Origin of the sequence: Brachybacterium sp. AOP29-B2-41 (assembly GCF_052378395.1) — a bacterium.
In the GTDB taxonomy this organism is placed as follows: domain Bacteria; phylum Actinomycetota; class Actinomycetes; order Actinomycetales; family Dermabacteraceae; genus Brachybacterium.
This window is the reverse complement of sequence record NZ_JBQSXR010000011.1, coordinates 137,545-154,760: the sequence shown is the minus strand read 5'-3', so window position 1 is coordinate 154,760 and position 17,216 is coordinate 137,545. Positions and strand designations below refer to the sequence as shown.

Genomic DNA, 17,216 nt, shown 5'->3' with positions numbered 1-17,216 from the left:
GCGGTCGTGGGCCCCCGCCGCCGTGGGGGGCGGGGCCCCTCCTCACGTGGTCGGGAAGACCGGGCTCAGTTGCCCTTGTTCTCGTCCCCGCCGAGTCCGAACTTGTCGCGGGCTGCATCCAGACCGGAGTCGACCTGCCCATCGACGTTGTCGGGGGTGCGCTCCTTGATCTGGTCGCCAGCGGCGTCCAGGAGCCGCTCAGCCTGCTCCGGGTTCTCGGAAGCAAGATTCTTGGCCTTGTTCAGCGCGTCATCGAAACCCATGAGGATGTCCTTCCGTTCGCGGAACCGCCCCGTGCAGGGCGACGCGGTCAACCTACGACGGGAAGGACTCCTGGCTCAAACGTGACCTCCGAATCCTGCGAAGACGTGGCATGTTCTGCACGGGTTCCCGGCCAGTCGGCGACGAACACGCAATACTGACTGCGTGACTCTGCGCAATTCTGAATACGACACGAGGGCCGACGACAACATGGCCGGCCAGAAGAAGGCCGACCAGAAGAGGGCGCAGCGGGGGGATGGGTCTCGCACCCCGCCCGCGGACCGCAGCGCCCGCTGGGACCATGTCCTCACCCTGCTGGCATCGACCAAGCGGCTGAGCGTCGCCGCGGTGGCCGCGGAGCTCGGGGTGAGTGAGTCGACCGTGCGCCGCGACTTCATGGAGATGGAGCGCGCACAGCTGGCCCGGCGCACTCACGGCGGGATCGTCGCGGTCGACGTCGCCTACTCGCTGGCGACCGTCCCCCGCAGCGCCGACGAGGGCGCTGCCCAGCGCGAGCGCGTCGCCGACAGAGCGGCGGCGATGGTCGAGCCCGGACAGATCATCGGCTTCAACGGTGGGCGCACCACCACCTCGACCGCGCGCCGTGCGGTGTCGCGGCCGGACATCGACTCGCGGGACGGGAAGCCGGGCCTGACTGTCGTCTGTGCGGCGCTGAACATCGCCACCGAGGCGGTCCTGCGGCCCTCCGTGCGCACGGTGGTGCTCGGCGGCGTCGCCGAGCCGTACTCCTTCGAGCTGACCGGCCCGCTCGCCACCGCCACCATGCGCGACCTGTGGCTCGACACCATGTTCGTGGGCACCGTGGGACTCGACCTCAATGCGGGTCTGACCTGCAATTCCGACGCTGAGGCGGGGGTCACTCGGATCATGATCGGTCATGCCCGCCGGGTGGTGGGCCTGGCGACCGCCGACAAGATCGGGCACCGCGCACTGGCCGGCATCTGCCCGGTCTCGGTGCTCACCGACCTGGTGATCGCCGGACCCGTCCCGGACGGGCTGCGGGACCATCTCGCGGAGGCCTCGGTGCGCCTGCACGAGGTGTGAGCGGGGCGATGCGAGAGGGGCGAGCAGCACAGGCGGAGGCGGAGGCGGGGTGCGGGTGCAGCGCGGGCCCAGGCCTCGTGCGATGTGAGCAGGCCGGGCAGCGGTTCTGCGGCACGCCTGCACCCTCGTGCGCCCCGGCCCCGGTAGCGTGAGCGACCATGTGGAGTTTCCTGCGCGGGAAGAAGCGGTCAGAGCGATCGGACGAGGACACGACCCCTCGTGACGATGCCCTCTCGGCCATGGCCCGTGAGCGCCGAGGCGCCTCGCGCGCACACCCCGACAGCTCGGAAAGCTCGGACAGGACCGGTCCGGGCTCTGCCGCTGCCCCCGAGGACAGCGACGCGGCACCGGGAGAGACCGGCGGCTACGAAGTGGTGGTCGACCGCCACCTCGACGAGGTCGGCGCCGGCATCGCCCCCGAGCAGGACGAGGACGATCTTCCCGTCACCCCGCGGGAGCACCGTCCGCTCAGCCGCGAGGATCGGGTCGCGGACGCCCTGGATCGCTGGACCCAGCAGCTCACCGGCGGGGTCGCCGCCCCTTCCTTCCTCACCCAGATCCGCGCCGGCGGAGTGGTGCTGGACCTGACCCATTCGCACCCCTCGGGCCTTGCCCAGCTGCTCGCCGGCCGCGGCCCCACCCGGCTGTCCTCCCTGGTGCGCGAGGTGGGGGCGCTGGCCGATGCCCGCGCCCACGCCCGCTCCATCCGGGAGATCGCCGAGCGGCACGCGGAGGAGGTGGGTCTGACCACCTGCCATCTCGGCATCGGCGAGGCGATCTGGTACCCGGAGGACGGCTCCGCGCCCATCCATGCCCCGGTGCTGGTGCGCCCCATCACCCTGCGGCTGCGCGGCAATGCCCGCGAGGACGTCGACCTCGAGGTCGACACCACCGCCGACCTCAACCCGGTGCTGCTGCGCTCGCTGCGCGAGGCCGGCGTCGCCGTCGACGCCCGGGCCCTGCTCGCCACCACCGACAGCACCCACGGCTTCGACCCCACCCCGGTGCTCGACGCCTTCCGTTCCCTGGGTCAGCCGCTGCCCGGCTTCCGCGTGGTGCACGCCCTGGTGGTCGGCAACCTGATGGACGCGACCGGCTCGGTCGCCGATGATCTCGCCGCGGACCGTCCAGATTGGGCCTCCTCCCCGCTGGTCGCGGCCCTCGCCGGCGACCCGGAGGCGCAGGCCGTGGTGCGCGCGGAGGACTCTGCCGCCGCCGTTCCCGAGGTGCCGGAAGCTGAGCTGGTCGCCGCCGTCGACCCCGGTCACCGCGATGTGCTCGCCCGGGTCCTCGCGGGGCAGGATCTCGCTGTCGTCACCCCGCCCGGCACCACCAGCCTTGACCTGGTGGTCGACCTCGCCGAGGAGCTCAACGCCCGCGGCCGTTCCGTGCTGATCGTCTCCCAGCGTCGCCGGAATCTGGCACAGCTGATCGAGATCGCGCAGCGTCGAGGGCTCGAGGAGCTCGTCTTCGACCTCTCCCCGGACCCCTCCCTGCAGCGCAATGCCTCCGCGTCGCTGCTGCGGAGCCTGCGACGTGCCGGATCCCACGGGCTGGGTCCCGACGACGGGATCCCGGAGGAGCTCGGCGCCAGCCGAGACATCCTGGTGGGCCACGTCGAGGCGATGCACCGGGTGCAGCAGCCCTGGGACGCCTCCGCGCACGACGCCATCTCCGCGCTCGCCGCTCTGACCAGGCTGAACCCGGCTCCCCGCACCCAGGTGCGACTGCGCGCGGATGTCGCCGCGCAGATGATCGGCGAACAGCGCGACCGCTACGCCGCAGTGCTGCGGGAGGCCGCCGAGGTCGGAGTGCTCACCACCGGACCGGAGCTGACCAGCTGGTACGGAGCCCCCATCAGCAGTGACACCCAGGCCGCGCGCGCCGAGGAGCTCGTGGACCAGCTGCGTGAGGAGATCCTGCCTCAGCTGCGTCGGACCTGCACCCGCGCCGGGGGCGAGCTCGGACTCACCGAGCCGACCACCCTGGCTCAGCTGGACGAGCGTCTCGCTCTGCTGGATCGGGTGCGCATCCTGCTGGGCACCTTCCAGTCAGCGGTGTTCTCCGCGCCGCTCGCGGACCTCGTCGCGGCCACCGCGGACAAGCGCTGGCGCGAGGACCATGGGGTCACGATGGGCTTCGGCCTGCGTCGGCGCCTGCGTCGGGAGGCCACCACCCTGCAGCGCCCCGCCGCGCTCTCCCCGGATCTCCACCAGGATCTGGGAGAGGCGAGGAAGATCGCGGAGAGCTGGCGCCGAGCCGCGATCGAGCCGGCGCCGGACGATGCCAGAGACTCCGGGAACTCCGGCAACTCCGGGAACTCCGGGAACAGAGCAGAGCTGTCCCGTCCTGCGCTGCCGGACGATCTCGAGGCGGTCCGCCGCGCTGCAGCCCGGTCCGAGAAGGCCCTGGACGAGCTGTCCGTGCTGCTGCACGGGACCCCCGCCGGCGCCGATCTCACCCGCACCGACCTCGACGAGCTCGAGCAGCGGATCGATGCCCTCGCCGCCGACCGCTCGGACCTCGAGACCCTCCCGCGCCGCACCGAGCTGCTGCGCCGCCTCAGCTTCGACGGACTCGGCGAGCTGGTCGAGGACCTCCGCCTGCGCCGGGTGCCCGCCGAGCAGGTCGGCGCGGAGCTCGAACTGAGCTGGTGGCGCAGCGTGCTCGAGCTGATCGCCGGAGCGGAGCCCACCATCTCGCAGTACGACGGGACCTCGCTGTCCCAGGTCGCCGAGCGCTTCCGCCGCCTGGATGCGGGATACCTCGCCGACGCCGCCGCCCGGGTGCACGCCGCGGCCGACGAGAACCGCGTGGAGACCATGAAGTCCTACCCGGACACCTCCCGCTCCGCGATCGCGGAGCTCGCCCGCTCCTCGACCGTCTCCATCCGGGACCTGGCCGCGAAGTACGAGGACATCCTCTTCGCGGCGCGTCCGGCCTGGCTCGCCTCGCCGTACCTGGTCCCGCAGGTGATCCCGCGCGGCCGCCACTTCGACGTGGTGATCGTGTCCGACGGCGGCCGGCTGCCCACCGCCGCCGCCCTGCCCTCGATCGTCCGGGCCGAGCAGACCGTGGTGGTCGGCGATCCCCTCGAGTACGGCGGGGATTCCGCACCCAGCCTGCTCGATGACATGCTGCGCATCGCCCCGCACGTCGAGATCCTGCGCGATCCCCATCCCGCCACCGATGGGCTGCGCGGCTTCGCGCAGCGCCGAGCGCTGGTCGGTGAGGTGGTCGCGGTGCCGAGCCCGGTCGCTCCCGAGCAGGACCGGCTGGTGATGGTCGAGAACGGGCGCGGCCCGGTCACCGAGGGCATGGAGTACGTCGAGAGCACCGAGGCCGAGCTGCGACGGGTCACCGATCTGGTGATCGAGCACGCTCGCAGCCGCCCCGAGCGTTCGCTCGCGGTGCTCACCTTCACCGAGGACCATGCCCGTCGGCTGATGGAGCGGATCATGAACACCGTCTCCGTGATCCCTGCGCTGCGCGACTATTTCGATCCTGCGGCCAAAGAGGTCTTCACCGTCCTGCCTGCCGATCAGGCCACCGCGGTGGTGCGTGACGACATCATCGTCTCCGTCGGCTTCGGGAAGACCCCGCACAGCAGGCTGCTGCACCGCTTCGGGCCGCTCTCCGAGGCCGGTGGCCGCAAGGCGCTGGCCACGGTGATCACGCGCGCCCGGGGCCGGACCACCGTGGTCTCCTCGATCGGGGTCCAGGATCTCGAGCATGCCCGCCTGCGCTCCGACGGCGCCCGCGACCTGCGGGCCATGCTGTGGGTGCTGCAGGGCGGGCCGGACGTCCCCGTCGTCCCGCATGTCGCCTCCCTCACCGGCAGCGAAGAGGAGATCGTCCCGCCTGCCCCGCAGGAGCCACGGCTCTCCCCGGCGGTGCCGATCCAGCAGCGGACCCCGGCCGCTGCCCCGCCCGCCGACGAGAAGTCTGCGCCGGCGGAGCTGTCGGACGAGGACATGGACGCCGCGATCGAAGCGGCGCTGAGCCGCAAGTCCGCCCAGTCGCCGCAGAGCACCGCGCCGCTCGACGCCTCCGTGAACGAGAACGAGAGCGAGCGCGAGTTCGTGGGTGCTGAGCCCACGGCGGACGACCAGACGGGCACCGAGCAGGCAGCTTCAGAGACAGCTGCCGGATCCGGCGCCGAGCCTGCAGAGCCCGCCGAGCCTGCTGAGCCCACTCCTGAGCCCCGTGCCCCCCGGGAGCTCGAGACCGACGCTCTGGTGCAGGACCTCGCAGATCGGCTGTTCCGGCTCGGCCTGCTGGTCGAACGTGACTTCGGACTCTCCGCCGACCGGATCGAGCTCGCACTGGGCCATCCGGAGATGCCGGGCCGCCTGCTGCTGGCCGTGGATACCGACGGCTCCCATTACGTCGATACCCCCAGCCAGCGCGAACGCGACCGGCTGCGCGCCGAACGGCTCGAGGCCGCCGGCTGGGCGACCGAACGGGTCTGGTCCTGGGCGCTGTTCATCGACCCCGACGGCGAAGCCGAGCGAATCCGACGCGCCGTGGACCGGGCACTGCGCCTGGTCCAGGCCGAGGAGCGCTCCGACTCACCCTCGGGCGTCGGCACCATCCGCCATCGCCTCCCTCGACCGCAGATCCCTGCCGGCCATCAGCTGTCCTTCTACTCGAGCGACGATTTCGATGCGGTGGTGGAATACATCTGCTCCGACGGCAGGGCTCGCCTCGAGGAGCACCTGGCCACCGAGGTGCGCAGCTTCCTCGGCTTCGAGCAGCGTTCGGTGCTGCTGGACGTCTCCGTCTCCAGCGCCATCCGCCGCTACCAGGAGCGCCAGTGAGCACCGACGCAGCAGACGGTCCGGCAGGGCGTGGAGCTGCTGACCGGGCAGCAGCTGACGGCGGAGCTGCTGACCGCGCGGCGAGCAGCGGACGACCGGCCGACGAGCGCGCGGCACGCCCCGCACGCCGGGTGGTCATCTCCTCGGTGACCGGCAAGCCGATCCCGTGGGACGAGCCCGCCTCTCCGTCGCCGGCGGGCCGCGCCCCCCAGGAGCGCCGACCGATCCTCCCCGATCGCGTCGACGAGGACGCTCCGGAACCCGGGGTCGACGAGTCCAACGATGCTCGCATCGCCGGGGACGTGCCCCCGCACTGGGGCCGCGGCCGCTGAACGGGCCATCCCGCTCAGCGCAAGGGCCGTCCCTGAGCCCGGCCCGCACTACGCTGGGGATATGAACGACACCGACTCCACCGTCCCCACCGCCGACGGCGTCGACCTCGCCGCTGTTCAGGTCGCCGTGATCGGCGCCGGCAACATGGGTGGGCCGGTAGCCCGGACGATGCTCGACGCCGGGGTGCGGCCCGACCAGCTGCGGATCGCCAACACCAGCGCGGACAGCAGCCGCCGCGCCGCCGAAGAGCTCGGCGCCACCGCCGCCGATTCCCGTGAGGACGCGCTCGCGCAAGCCGATGTCGTGGTGCTCGGGGTCAAGCCGTACCAGATCCTCGACCTGGCAGGCGAGCTGCGGGAGCAGCTCCCCGCCGGCGCGGTCGTGATCTCCCTGGCCGCAGGGATCACCCTCGCCCAGCTCGAGGGGGCACTCCCCGAGGGCAGCGCCGTGGTGCGGGCGATGCCCAACACCCCGATCTCGGTCGGGGAGGGCGCGGTGGGCCTGATGCGCGGCAGCGCCGTGACCGACGAGCAGCATCGACTGGTCCATGCGCTGTTCTCCCGCGCAGGAGTCGCCGTGGACATCACCGAGGAACAGGTCCACGCCTTCATCGGCGCCGCCGGATCACTCTCCGCCTTCGTCTTCGCGATCATCGAGGCGATGACCGACGAGGCCGTACGGTTGGGTCTGAAGCGCGACCTGGCGGCGACGCTGATCCAGCAGACGGTGCGCGGCGCGGCGACCATGCTCACCGAGCACGGCATCCATCCCGCAGTCGCGAAGAACGGCGTCTCCAGCCCCGGCGGCACCACCGTCGAGGGGCTCGCCGCGCTCGAGCGCGCCGGGATGCGGGCCGGGGTCGCCGCCGCGATGGCCGCCGCCGCCGAGAAGTCCCGGGAGATGACCCAGGACTGATCCGGTCGGCCAGTGACCAGGGCTGATCCGGTCGCCCAGCCCAGCCGCCCTCAGGCGCGGTGGGAGAACTTCTCGATCAGCCCGGTGCGCCCAGAGACGATCAGGAGGTCATGCGCGGCGACCATGGTCTCGGGTACCGCATAGGTGAAGTCCTTGCCCGGTGACTTCACCCCCACCACGGTCACGCCGTGACGCTTGCGGATATCTGATTCGGCGAGCGTCATGCCCTGCACCTCGTGCGGGGGACGCATCTTCACGATCGCGAAGTCATCGTCGAACTCGATGAAGTCCATCAGCCGGCCGTTGACCAGGTGCGCGACCCGCTTGCCCGCGTCGGCCTCCGGATAGACCACATGGTGCGCGCCGATGCGCTGGAGGATCCTGCCATGCGCGGCGGAGATCGCCTTCGCCCAGATCACGGGCTTGCCGAGGTCCACCAGGTTCGCGGCGATCAGCACGCTGGCCTCGATGGTGGTGCCCACCCCCACCACGGCGATCGAGAAGTCACCGGCACCCACCTGCTCGAGCACCTCGGGCTGGGTGGCGTCGGCCCGCACCACGTGCGTGAGCTGCCCGGAGTACTTCTGGACCAGCCCCTCGTCGGTGTCGATCGCGAGCACCTCGGTGCCCAGCTTCTCGAGTGTCAGGGCGATCGAGGCGCCGAAACGGCCGAGCCCGATAACCAGGACTCCCTCGTCGCGCGTGCTGCGTGGCATGTCTGCTCCTCAGGGACGGGCCCGCGGGGATCCCGCGAGCTGAGCGGGCACAGTCTAGAGCCTCGGCCGCCAGGCCCGACTGGGGGTCAGCCGACGATCGGGCGCTCGTAGGGGAGCTGGATCATCCGCACCCGGGAGCGGACCGCGAGCGCGGCCCCGAGGGTCATCGGCCCCAGACGCCCGACGTACATGCACAGGATCAGCACCCATTTCGCCTCTTCCGGCAGGGAGGTGGTGATCCCGGTGGACAGCCCCACGGTGCCGAAGGCGGACAGCGCCTCGAACAGCGTCTGGTCCAGCGTGTACGGGGTCAGCCGCAGCAGCAGGAAGGTTGCCAGGAACACCACGGAGGCGCTCATGACCAGCACCCCGATGGCCTGGCGGATCGTATCCCGAGGGATCCGGCGGTGGAAGACCTCCACATCCGGGTTGCCTCGGACCTCCGCCCAGATCGCGAGCATCAGCAGCGCGAAGGTGGTGACGCGGATGCCGCCGGCGGTGGAGCCGGAGCCGCCGCCGATGAACATCAGCAGGTCGGTCAGCAGGCGCGACTCGGCGGTCAGCTGCCCCACGTCGATCGTGGAGAACCCGCCGGAGCGCGGCATCACCGCCGCGAACGCCGCACCGAGCAGCTTCGTGCCCAGCGGGCGGTCACCGAGGGTCGCGGGATTGGACCATTCGAGGCCCAGATAGCCGAGGAAGGAGAGGAGCAGCAGCAGCGCGGTGGTGGTCAGCGTGAGCTTCGCGTGCACGCTCCATTTCCGGGGCGTGCGCAGCTTCCGCACCACCACCAGGATCACGGGGAAGCCCAGCGAGCCCACCAGCACCGCCAGGCCGATGGGAATGGTGAAGAAGGGGTCGCCGACGTACTGCGCGGTCCCCGCCGCCTCCGGGACGAAACCGGCGTTGTTGAAGGCGCTGATCGCGTAGAACAGGCCCAGGAACAGTGACTCCCGGATCCCGTGCTCGGTGATGAACATGTAAGGGGTCAGTGCCACGAAGGTCGCTACCTCGAAGGTGGTCGAGGTGATGAGGATGACCTTCAGCACCCCGCCGACCTCGGCGAGCCGCTCGGCCCGGGTCTCCTGGGCGGTGATCACGCGCTGGGCGAGGCCCAGGCGGTGCATCACCGACAGGCTCAGCAGCGAGGCGACGGTCATCAGCCCCAGGCCGCCGAGCTTGATCGCGATCATGATCACGGTGAGGCCGAAGGTGGACCAGTGGGTGCCCGTCTCGACCGTGTACAGCCCGGTCACGCAGATCGCGGAGACCGCGGTGAACAGCGCGTCGGTGAAGCTGGTGCGCACCCCCTCCAGGGTCGCTGCAGGCAGCGACAGGAGTGCGGTGAACGCCCCGATCAAGCCCGTGAAAACGGCCAGCGCGATCCGTGCCGGGGTGGCGCGGGTGAGGGAATGCATGGCGATGCGCCACTCGGGTGGACGCCTCTGGGCACCGAGCGGCCGGGTGCGCTGCAGGCGTGCGCGTCTTCCGGGTGTGCTCATACTGCTCCTCGCTCCACGACCGTGACCGGCGGTCGCGGTCCGCGGCAGTCTACGACCGTTGCACCGGCGCGCTCCCATGCGCTGATGCCCGTGCGGGACGTCCATGCGACGGCCGGGCAGGCGGGGGACCGGTGGGCGGGCACGAACCCGTCACCCTGGGTACGCTTCGATCCATGCTCGATGCTGCGCTGCCCTCCCTCCCCGTCGACCCGGTCGACGACGCCGATCCGCCGGCCCCCACCGGGATCGTGTGGGACGACGCGCTGTGCGAGTACGACTTCGGACCCTTCCACCCGATGGCCCCGATCCGGCTCACGCTCACCCGGGAGCTCGCCCGCGGTGCCGGGCTGCTGGGCCGCCCCGGGGTGGTGACCCTCCCGGCACCGGTGGCGAGCGATGAACAGCTCGCCCGAGTCCATGACCCCGACTACATCGCGGCGGTCAAGCAGGCCTCACGGCCGATGGAGGAGATGACGGCGGAGGAGCTCGACGAGCTGATCCGCTTCGGACTCGGCGGTGATGATGTCCCGCCCTTCCCCGGCATGCACATCGCCTCCGCCCGGATCGCCGGTGGGTCGATCGCCGCGATCGACGCGATCCTCTCGGGCCGGGTGCGGCGCGCCGTGAACTTCGCCGGAGGGCTGCATCACGCCAAGCCGGCCACCGCCTCGGGCTTCTGCGTCTACAACGACGCCGCACTCGCCATCCGCCACGCCCTGGACACGGGGGAGGAGCGCGTGATGTACGTCGACGTCGACGTCCATCACGGTGACGGCGTGGAGCGCGCGATGTGGGACGAGCCCCGCGCGATCACCCTCTCCGTCCACGAGACCGGGGAACGGCTGTTCCCCGGCACCGGCTTCGTGCAGGACACCGGCGGGGCAGGGGCCGCAGGCACCGCGATCAACGTGCCGCTGCCCTCGCGCACCACGGCCGACGGGTGGGTGCGCGCGATCCGCGCCACCGTCCCCGCCCTGGTCCGCGCAGTGAAGCCGACGCTGCTGGTCACCCAGCACGGAGCCGACACCCACCGGCTGGACCCGCTGGCGGATCTCACGGTCTCCCTCGAGGCACAGCGCGGGGTGATGCTGCTGATGCGAGAGCTGGCCGATGAGGTCTGCGGCGGGCGCTGGCTCGCCCTCGGCGGAGGCGGGTATGCGGTGATCGACGTGGTGCCGCGCTCCTGGGCGCACCTGATCGCGATCGCGACCGGCGAGGCGATCGAGGCCACCGCCCCGCTGCCGGCCCAGTACATCGCCGCTGCCGATGCGGCGCGTACCGCCCATGGGCTCTCCCCGGAGCCGGGGCTGATCACCTTCGGGGACGGGCGACCCCTGGCCGTACGGGACTGGGAGCAGGGATTCGATCCCGAGGACGGCCTGGACCGAGCGGTCCAGGCGGCGCGGCGGGTCAGCTTCCCCGAATGGGGCCTGGATCCGTTCCTGGACTGATCTCTTCTCGCACGCTCCCCGGCTGTGGGCTCCCCGGCGGTGGGCTCCCTGGCTGTGAGTGCCCAGCTCGCGAGCGCCTCACCCTCGCGACCAGACGCGAGAGCAGCAGGACCAGCAGACAGAGCAGCAGGAGGGCCGGCGCCGCGAGGGCCCAGCCGTGCAAGCCGTCGAAGATCACTGCGCCACACGCCGCTGCGGCGATCGCGACGCCCAGGACCACCTCGAGGGCGATGCCGCGCCCTCCACCGGCTCCGCGCCCGTCACCGAGTCCGCGGCTGCCGTCGGCTCCGCGGCGACCGCTGCGTTCGCCGGGGCCGCCGGGGCCGCCGGTCAGTCGCGCCAGGGCGATGACCAGCGCGAGCACCGTGGATCCCAGGCACAGCAGCGGGAACGGATTCCCGTACCCCAGGATGATCGGCGCGAACCAGCGGAACTCGACGACATGGACCGAATCGACCGTCGGGCCGATCCATTCCGTCCGCCAGGTGGGCAGCACCATCACCGTCAGCGCGGCCAGGATCAGCACCGGGGGAAATGCTCTGAACGCCGTCGTCATGGCGCGAGCCTGCCACAATGACGCCGTCACCACTCGTGCACAGACCTCAGGGGGATCCATGACGAACCGGACCACCGCCGTGCTCGACGCCTTCGCCGAGCATCTGCGTGTCCTCGAGCTCCCGCTGCCTGTCGAGGGTGTCGAGATCGCCCGCGCCGAGACTCGAGCCGCCCGCTCCCAGCTCGGCGACCATGTCATCCCGCGCCTGAAGTCGCTCGACGCCCCGTTGCTGGTGGTCATCGGCGGTTCGACCGGTGCCGGCAAGTCCACCCTGGTCAATGCGCTGGTGGGCCATCCGGTCACTCGGTCCGGCGCGATCCGTCCCACCACTCGTCGGCCGGTGCTGCTGCACCATCCGCTGGATGAGCCCTGGTTCACCGGCGCCCGCATCCTGCCCGGCCTCGCCCGGGTCCATGCGGGTCAGCGGCGTGATCCCGAGGCGCCGGGCACCGGCGACACCACCGGCGACATCGATCCTGCGACCTCCCTCGAGCTGCGTGGGGAGGAGCGGGTGCCGCAGGGCCTCGCACTGCTGGACGCGCCGGACATCGACTCCGTCGCGGTCGGCAACCGTGAGCTCGCCCGGCAGCTGCTGCGGGCTGCGGATCTGTGGCTGTTCGTCACCACCGCCAACCGCTACGCCGACGCCGTGCCATGGGACGTGCTGCGCACCGCCGCCGAGCGCGATGTCACCGTCGACGTGGTGATGAACCGGATCCCTCCGCGCGAGGGCGTCTCCGAGGAGCTCGCCGAGGACCTCCGCGGCATGCTCGAGCGCAACGGCATCGACGTGGACCGCCTATTCCTGGTCCCCGAGACCGACATCGACGAGGACGGCATGCTGCCGCCCGCAGTGATCGCCGAGCTGCATGAGCACCTCAGCACCCTCGCGGCCGACGGCGAGGCCCGCAGCCGCATCGCCCGCCGCACCCTCGCCGGCGCACTCGATGGCCTGGCCGGCTCCGCGCGGACGATCGCCGAGCACGCCGCCGTGCAGGACGCCGAGCGCCAGCAGCTGCGCGAGCAGGCGATCGCCGCCTTCTCCGGAGCGCGCGAACGGATCGACGACGCCCTCGGGGACGGCTCGCTGCTGCGCGGCGAGGTGCTCGCCCGCTGGCAGGATGTGGTAGGCACCGGGGAGTTCTTCCGCGGCGTGGAGTCCCTGGTCACCAGGGCCCGGGACCGGATCGGCCAGATGCTCAGCGGGAAGCCCGCCCCGGCCGTCGCCGCCGAGCAGGCGCTGGGGACCGGCCTGGTGCACGTGGTCATCGACGAGACCGCCCGCGGCGCAGAACGGGCCGAGAACGCCTGGCGCTCCTCCGCCGCGGGGCGACACCTCACCGAGGGACAGGACCTCTCCCGCCTCCCCGACGGCTACAGCGAGGAGGTCTCGAGCGCGATCCGGGCCTGGCAGGGAGACGTGCTCGAACTGGTCCGCTCCGAGGGCGCCGACCGCCGGACCAAGGCCCGCATGCTCTCGCTCGGCGTCAACGTCGTCGGCGTCGCGCTGATGGTCGTCGTCTTCGCCTCGACCGCCTTCATCCCCACCGGCCTCGAGGTCGGGGCGGGGGCCGCCACCGCGGTCGTCGGCCAGAAGCTGCTGGAGACGATCTTCGGCGACGACGCCGTGCGCCGCATGGCCGCGATCGCCCGCGAGCGCCTCACCTCCCGGCTGGACGCACTGGTCGCCGAACGCTCCGGACCCTTCCTCGACCGTCTCGACGCCCTCGGCGAGGTCGGCACCGGCGAGCTGCTGGGCGCCGACGCCGATGCCCTCACCCAGCTCGCCCGCGACATCCGGGAGGACGCATGAGCCCGCTGCTGAGCCGCTCCGCGAAGGGCCCCGCCCCGCTCGCAGAACGGATCGACGCCCTGGAGAGCGCCCTCGAGGCGCTCGACGGCGTCGCCGCTGACGGACCGCTCGAGAGCGTGACGGAGCTGCTGGACCGCGTCGACCGGCGCCGCGCGCTCTCCGCCGAACACACCGTGATCGGGCTCTTCGGGGCCACCGGCTCCGGAAAGTCATCGCTGGTCAATGCGCTGGTCGGGGTCGATGTCTCCCGCGCCGCGGTGCGCCGGCCGACCACCGCGAAGCCGGTCGCCGCCGTGCTCGGCGCCCCCGGCAGCGATGCGCTGCTGGACTGGCTCGAGGTCGAGGACCGCCACCATCTCGACGGGACCGACGCCGCCCTCGCCACCTCCGCCGTCCAGGCGCCCTCGGGCCGCCGCGCCCGGCGGGAGCAGGCCTCTGGGCCTTCGGGTGCTCCCGGCATCGTGCTGCTGGACCTGCCTGACCTCGATTCGGTCGAGAGCGCCAACCGTGCCGTCGCCGAACGGATGACGGGCCTGGTCGACGTGCTGGTGTGGGTCACCGACCCGCAGAAGTACGCCGACGCCGTCCTCCACCAGGAGTTCGTGCGCCCCTTTGCCGGCCACGACGCCGTCACCGTGCTGGTGCTCAACCAGATCGACCGGATCCGCGAAAGTGAGCGGGAGGCCGTGCTCGCCTCCCTCGCTTCCCTCGCCCGGACCGATGGGCTCGAGCAGGCCCCCGTGTTCGCCACCTCTGCGAGCACCGGGGAGGGCGTCGACGAGCTGCGCGAGCATCTGCTGCAGATCGCCCGCAGCCGCGAGGCCATCGCCTCCCGGCACCGGGCCGACGTGTGCGGCGCCGCCGAGACACTGCAGGACGCCGCCGACCCCACCGGGCTGCCGGCGGCCGCGACCCCGGCCGAGATCGATGACCTGGTCGAGGATCTCGCCACCGCAGCCCGCGTCGAGCCGGTGGCCCGCGCCGTGGGCGCCTCCTACCGTTACCGAGCGGCGGGGAAGGTGGGCTGGCCCCCGCTGCGCTGGCTGCGCGCTGCGCGGCCCGATCCGCTGCGCCGCCTCGGCATCGGCCGGGCACGCGACGGCGAAGGGCTCGAGCGCACGTCCCTGCCCGCACCGGACGCCGCAGCCCGAGCCCGCGCCGCCGGTGGGGTTCGTCGCTTCGCCGATGCCGCCTCCGTCGGCGGCAGCGATCCCTGGCGCGCCGCCGTACGGGCAGCGGCCCGCTCCCATGAGGAGGAGCTGCCCGATGCCCTCGACCAGGCGGTCGCCGGCGCCGATCTGCGCGCGACGACGACCTCCTGGTGGTGGCCGGTGCTCGATGTGCTCCAGTGGCTGGCGCTGCTCACCTGGGTGGTGGGCCTGGGCTGGCTCGGGCTGAACGCGCTGCTGGCATTCCTCGGGGTTCCGCCGCCGCCGATGCCGATGGTCGAGGAGCTCTGGATCCCGATCCCGCTGCCCACCGTGCTGGTGGTGCTCGGGATCGCGGCAGGAATCCTGATCGGCGTGGCCGGGGGAGTGGTCGCCGCACTCACCGGTTCCTGGCACCGCCGCCGGGCGCGACGAGTGCTCACGGCCCGTGTCAGGGAGGTCGCGCACGACCTCGTCGTCGACGAGGTCGAGGCCGAGCTGACGCTCGCGGCGACGGCTGCGAGGGATCTCGCACTCGCCCACGGCTGAGGATGCAGGGTGGTTGTGTAGAATTACTGGTCGACCGTGGCGTCGGGCCCGCACGAGGCAGCTCCCCGTGCAGTCTCCGCGGGCCGCGCATACCTGATCCGCTGCATCACCGCAGGCACTGACCTGCAGAACTGAGGTTCCCTATGGGTTCAGTCGTCAAGAAGCGACGCAAGCGCATGTCCAAGAAGAAGCACCGCAAGCTGCTTCGCAAGACCCGTCACCAGCGTCGTAACAAGAAGTGATCGCCGCACGGTGATCTCTGCGTGACGCACATCGGCCCCCGCCATCAGGCGGGGGCCGACGCATGTCACGGGGCATTCATCACGCGGCGTTCAGGCGCGGCCGGAGAGACGCTCGGGCGCGGCCAGCGGGAGGTTCGGGCGCGGCCGGACGGCCAATGCTCAGGCGCGGCCGGTGAGGCGGCGCCACCAGGGGCGCTTGGCGAGTGCTGCGCGGAGCTGCCCGGCATCGACCCGGTACTTCGCGTGGACCTTGCCGTCCACGATGATGACCGGCACGTCGTAGTCCCAGTCCTCGCGCAGCTGATCATCGGCATCGATGTCGCGTACTTCCACGGTGGAGCCGACCCGGTCCGCCTCGGCCCGCACCACCGGCAGGGCCTCTTCGCAGAGGTGGCAGCCCTCTCGGGTGAGGTACAGGACGCGAGCGTCCGGATCGGTGGGTGAGGGGATGCGCGGTGCGGTCATGGGCGAACCCTATCGAGGCGGGGCGGGCGGCGATGCGCCGGGGGTCGGCGGTGATGCGGGGCCGACGAGCTGGTGCGGGAACGACGACGGGCCGCCCGCGCAGTGCGGACGGCCCGTCGGACTCATACGGCGCAGCGCGCCGGGGGAGCGGGGAGGCTCAGGCGGCGGCCGGAGCGGTGAACTCGGCCTCGATGAGGATCTTGACGTTGTCGCCGACCATCACGCCACCGGCTTCGAGGGCCGCGTTCCAGGTCAGCCCGAACTCCTTGCGGGAGATGGTGGTCTCACCGGTGAAGCCCGCGCGGTAGATGCCGAAGGGGTCGGTGGCTGCACCCTCGTAGGTGAAGTCCAGCTCGACCGGCTTGGTGATGTCGCGGATGGTGAGGTCACCGATCAGCTTGTCGCCCTCGACCTTGGTGGAGGTGAAGGTGATCTCCGGGAACTTCTCGGCGTCGAAGAAATCGCCGCTGCGCAGGTGAGCGTCCCGATCCGGCTGAGCGGTGTTGATCGAGGCGGTCTTCAGCGCGGTGGAGAAGGAGAGGTTCTCGCCGCCCTGGCCGACCTCGAGAGAGCCCTCGAGGTCATGGAACTGGCCACGAGCCTTGGAGATGCCGGCGTGACGCACGGTGAACGCAGCGGAGGTGTGGGCGGGGTCGAGGGTCCAGGTGCCGGGGGTCAGGTCCGTCATGAGAGGTCTCCTTGGAGTTGAATGGACAGTGGCGGTCTGGAAGCGATCACCACGAGCTTGCTTGAAATATAAACTAATCTGGGGGAGGATGGCAAGCATCGGATCCCAGGAAAGAGGAGAACGTGATGGACGACACGATAACGCCCGGCGAGGGTCGAGGCTCGACCCCGGGGGAGCTCTGGCTGACTCCGCAGGAGCAGACGGCATGGCGCACCTACCTCTACGCGACGACCCTGCTGAACGACCGCTTCAGCGAGGCGCTCCAGGCGGATGCCGAGATCGACCTGACCCTCGGTGAATACGAGATCCTGGTGCGTCTGTCCGAGGCGGAGAAGAAGTTCCTGCGGATGTCCGAGCTGGCGGACAAGGTCGTCCACTCCCGCTCCCGCCTGACCCACACGATCACCCGCATGGAGAAGCGGGGGCTCGTGGAGCGGGTTCGCTGCACGGATGACGGACGCGGCCGGCAGGCCCAGCTGACCGCAGCCGGAGAGCAGATGCTCGAGCGCGCCGCCCCCACGCATGTGCGCTCCGTGCGCGAGCACCTGCTCGATGTGATCGGCCACGACGATCTGCTCGAGCTGGGCCGGATCCTCGGCAAGACGCTCGACGAGGACGCCCCCGTGGCCGTCGGATGTCCGGCACCTCACGAGACGGCCTCCGCTCCCCGCTGATCCGGAGGTTCGGTTGGT

15 protein-coding genes are annotated in these 17,216 nt (G+C 71.5%); 9 read left to right on the top strand and 6 right to left on the bottom strand.

Annotated elements, in window-relative coordinates:
- Window positions 1-65 precede the first annotated feature (65 nt).
- Window positions 66-263 carry an antitoxin gene (locus tag ACT3T9_RS12215; RefSeq protein ID WP_444600784.1) on the bottom strand — a complete coding sequence of 66 codons (198 nt, stop codon included), beginning with the start codon at window positions 261-263 and terminating at the stop codon, window positions 66-68.
- Window positions 264-426: 163 nt separating this feature from the next.
- Between ACT3T9_RS12215 and ACT3T9_RS12210 the strand changes: the two genes are divergently transcribed.
- From ACT3T9_RS12210 to proC, 4 genes are all read left to right on the top strand, one after another.
- Window positions 427-1,326 (top strand): DeoR/GlpR family DNA-binding transcription regulator, encoded by a 900-nt coding sequence (locus ACT3T9_RS12210; RefSeq protein WP_444600785.1) that lies wholly within the window; start codon window positions 427-429, stop codon window positions 1,324-1,326.
- Between the two features lie 158 nt (window positions 1,327-1,484).
- On the top strand, window positions 1,485-6,146 hold the full coding sequence (locus ACT3T9_RS12205) for a hypothetical protein (protein WP_444606691.1): 4,662 nt from the start codon (window positions 1,485-1,487) through the stop codon (window positions 6,144-6,146).
- A complete protein-coding gene (locus ACT3T9_RS12200; protein ID WP_441444422.1) occupies window positions 6,143-6,478 on the top strand; it encodes a hypothetical protein in 336 nt (111 codons plus the stop codon). Before ACT3T9_RS12205 ends, ACT3T9_RS12200 begins: the two co-directional genes overlap by 4 nt.
- Window positions 6,479-6,539: 61 nt before the next feature.
- The gene (gene proC, locus ACT3T9_RS12195; RefSeq protein WP_444606690.1) at window positions 6,540-7,394 is read left to right on the top strand and encodes a pyrroline-5-carboxylate reductase; all 855 of its coding nucleotides are present in this window, start codon (window positions 6,540-6,542) and stop codon (window positions 7,392-7,394) included.
- A gap of 50 nt (window positions 7,395-7,444) precedes the next feature.
- Here the strand turns inward: proC and ACT3T9_RS12190 are convergent, their stop codons facing one another.
- The gene (locus ACT3T9_RS12190) at window positions 7,445-8,110 is read right to left on the bottom strand and encodes a potassium channel family protein (protein WP_441444424.1); all 666 of its coding nucleotides are present in this window, start codon (window positions 8,108-8,110) and stop codon (window positions 7,445-7,447) included.
- Between the two features lie 86 nt (window positions 8,111-8,196).
- Window positions 8,197-9,612 (bottom strand): TrkH family potassium uptake protein, encoded by a 1,416-nt coding sequence (locus ACT3T9_RS12185; protein WP_444606689.1) that lies wholly within the window; start codon window positions 9,610-9,612, stop codon window positions 8,197-8,199.
- A gap of 173 nt (window positions 9,613-9,785) precedes the next feature.
- Between ACT3T9_RS12185 and ACT3T9_RS12180 the strand changes: the two genes are divergently transcribed.
- Window positions 9,786-11,063, top strand: a complete 1,278-nt coding sequence (locus ACT3T9_RS12180) for an acetoin utilization protein AcuC (RefSeq protein WP_444606688.1) — start codon at window positions 9,786-9,788, stop codon at window positions 11,061-11,063.
- Here ACT3T9_RS12180 and ACT3T9_RS12175 read toward each other — a convergent pair.
- Window positions 11,023-11,619, bottom strand: a complete 597-nt coding sequence (locus ACT3T9_RS12175) for a hypothetical protein (protein ID WP_444606687.1) — start codon at window positions 11,617-11,619, stop codon at window positions 11,023-11,025. The genes ACT3T9_RS12180 and ACT3T9_RS12175 overlap by 41 nt on opposite strands.
- Before the next feature lie 58 nt (window positions 11,620-11,677).
- Between ACT3T9_RS12175 and ACT3T9_RS12170 the strand changes: the two genes are divergently transcribed.
- The 3 genes from ACT3T9_RS12170 to ACT3T9_RS12160 all read left to right on the top strand — a co-directional run bounded on the left by ACT3T9_RS12170 (window position 11,678) and on the right by ACT3T9_RS12160 (window position 15,371).
- Window positions 11,678-13,432 (top strand): dynamin family protein, encoded by a 1,755-nt coding sequence (locus ACT3T9_RS12170; protein ID WP_444606686.1) that lies wholly within the window; start codon window positions 11,678-11,680, stop codon window positions 13,430-13,432.
- Window positions 13,429-15,129: a GTPase family protein gene (locus ACT3T9_RS12165; protein WP_444606685.1), complete on the top strand. Its 1,701-nt coding sequence runs from the start codon at window positions 13,429-13,431 to the stop codon at window positions 15,127-15,129. The genes ACT3T9_RS12170 and ACT3T9_RS12165 overlap by 4 nt, the downstream gene beginning before the upstream one ends.
- A gap of 143 nt (window positions 15,130-15,272) precedes the next feature.
- On the top strand, window positions 15,273-15,371 hold the full coding sequence (locus tag ACT3T9_RS12160) for a 30S ribosomal protein bS22 (protein ID WP_019174583.1): 99 nt from the start codon (window positions 15,273-15,275) through the stop codon (window positions 15,369-15,371).
- A 159-nt stretch (window positions 15,372-15,530) separates the two neighbouring features.
- Here ACT3T9_RS12160 and ACT3T9_RS12155 read toward each other — a convergent pair whose 3' ends face one another.
- On the bottom strand, window positions 15,531-15,836 hold the full coding sequence (locus tag ACT3T9_RS12155) for a glutaredoxin family protein (protein ID WP_441444430.1): 306 nt from the start codon (window positions 15,834-15,836) through the stop codon (window positions 15,531-15,533).
- A gap of 157 nt (window positions 15,837-15,993) precedes the next feature.
- Window positions 15,994-16,524, bottom strand: coding sequence for a YceI family protein (locus ACT3T9_RS12150; RefSeq protein ID WP_441444431.1), 531 nt, complete (start codon window positions 16,522-16,524; stop codon window positions 15,994-15,996).
- A 125-nt stretch (window positions 16,525-16,649) separates the two neighbouring features.
- Here ACT3T9_RS12150 and ACT3T9_RS12145 point away from each other — a divergent pair, with 125 nt between their 5' ends.
- Entirely contained in the window at window positions 16,650-17,198 is a 549-nt protein-coding gene (locus ACT3T9_RS12145) for a MarR family winged helix-turn-helix transcriptional regulator (RefSeq protein WP_441444432.1), read from the top strand.
- Window positions 17,199-17,216 lie beyond the last annotated feature (18 nt).

Coding starts and splice junctions, on each gene's coding strand:
- ACT3T9_RS12215 (WP_444600784.1), bottom strand. CDS start 263: ATGGGTTTCGATGACGCGCTGAACAAGGCCAAGAATCTTGCTTCCGAG.
- ACT3T9_RS12205 (WP_444606691.1), top strand. CDS start 1,485: ATGTGGAGTTTCCTGCGCGGGAAGAAGCGGTCAGAGCGATCGGACGAG.
- proC (WP_444606690.1), top strand. CDS start 6,540: ATGAACGACACCGACTCCACCGTCCCCACCGCCGACGGCGTCGACCTC.
- ACT3T9_RS12190 (WP_441444424.1), bottom strand. CDS start 8,110: ATGCCACGCAGCACGCGCGACGAGGGAGTCCTGGTTATCGGGCTCGGC.
- ACT3T9_RS12185 (WP_444606689.1), bottom strand. CDS start 9,612: ATGAGCACACCCGGAAGACGCGCACGCCTGCAGCGCACCCGGCCGCTC.
- ACT3T9_RS12180 (WP_444606688.1), top strand. CDS start 9,786: ATGCTCGATGCTGCGCTGCCCTCCCTCCCCGTCGACCCGGTCGACGAC.
- ACT3T9_RS12175 (WP_444606687.1), bottom strand. CDS start 11,619: ATGACGACGGCGTTCAGAGCATTTCCCCCGGTGCTGATCCTGGCCGCG.
- ACT3T9_RS12170 (WP_444606686.1), top strand. CDS start 11,678: ATGACGAACCGGACCACCGCCGTGCTCGACGCCTTCGCCGAGCATCTG.
- ACT3T9_RS12165 (WP_444606685.1), top strand. CDS start 13,429: ATGAGCCCGCTGCTGAGCCGCTCCGCGAAGGGCCCCGCCCCGCTCGCA.
- ACT3T9_RS12160 (WP_019174583.1), top strand. CDS start 15,273: ATGGGTTCAGTCGTCAAGAAGCGACGCAAGCGCATGTCCAAGAAGAAG.
- ACT3T9_RS12155 (WP_441444430.1), bottom strand. CDS start 15,836: ATGACCGCACCGCGCATCCCCTCACCCACCGATCCGGACGCTCGCGTC.
- ACT3T9_RS12150 (WP_441444431.1), bottom strand. CDS start 16,524: ATGACGGACCTGACCCCCGGCACCTGGACCCTCGACCCCGCCCACACC.
- ACT3T9_RS12145 (WP_441444432.1), top strand. CDS start 16,650: ATGGACGACACGATAACGCCCGGCGAGGGTCGAGGCTCGACCCCGGGG.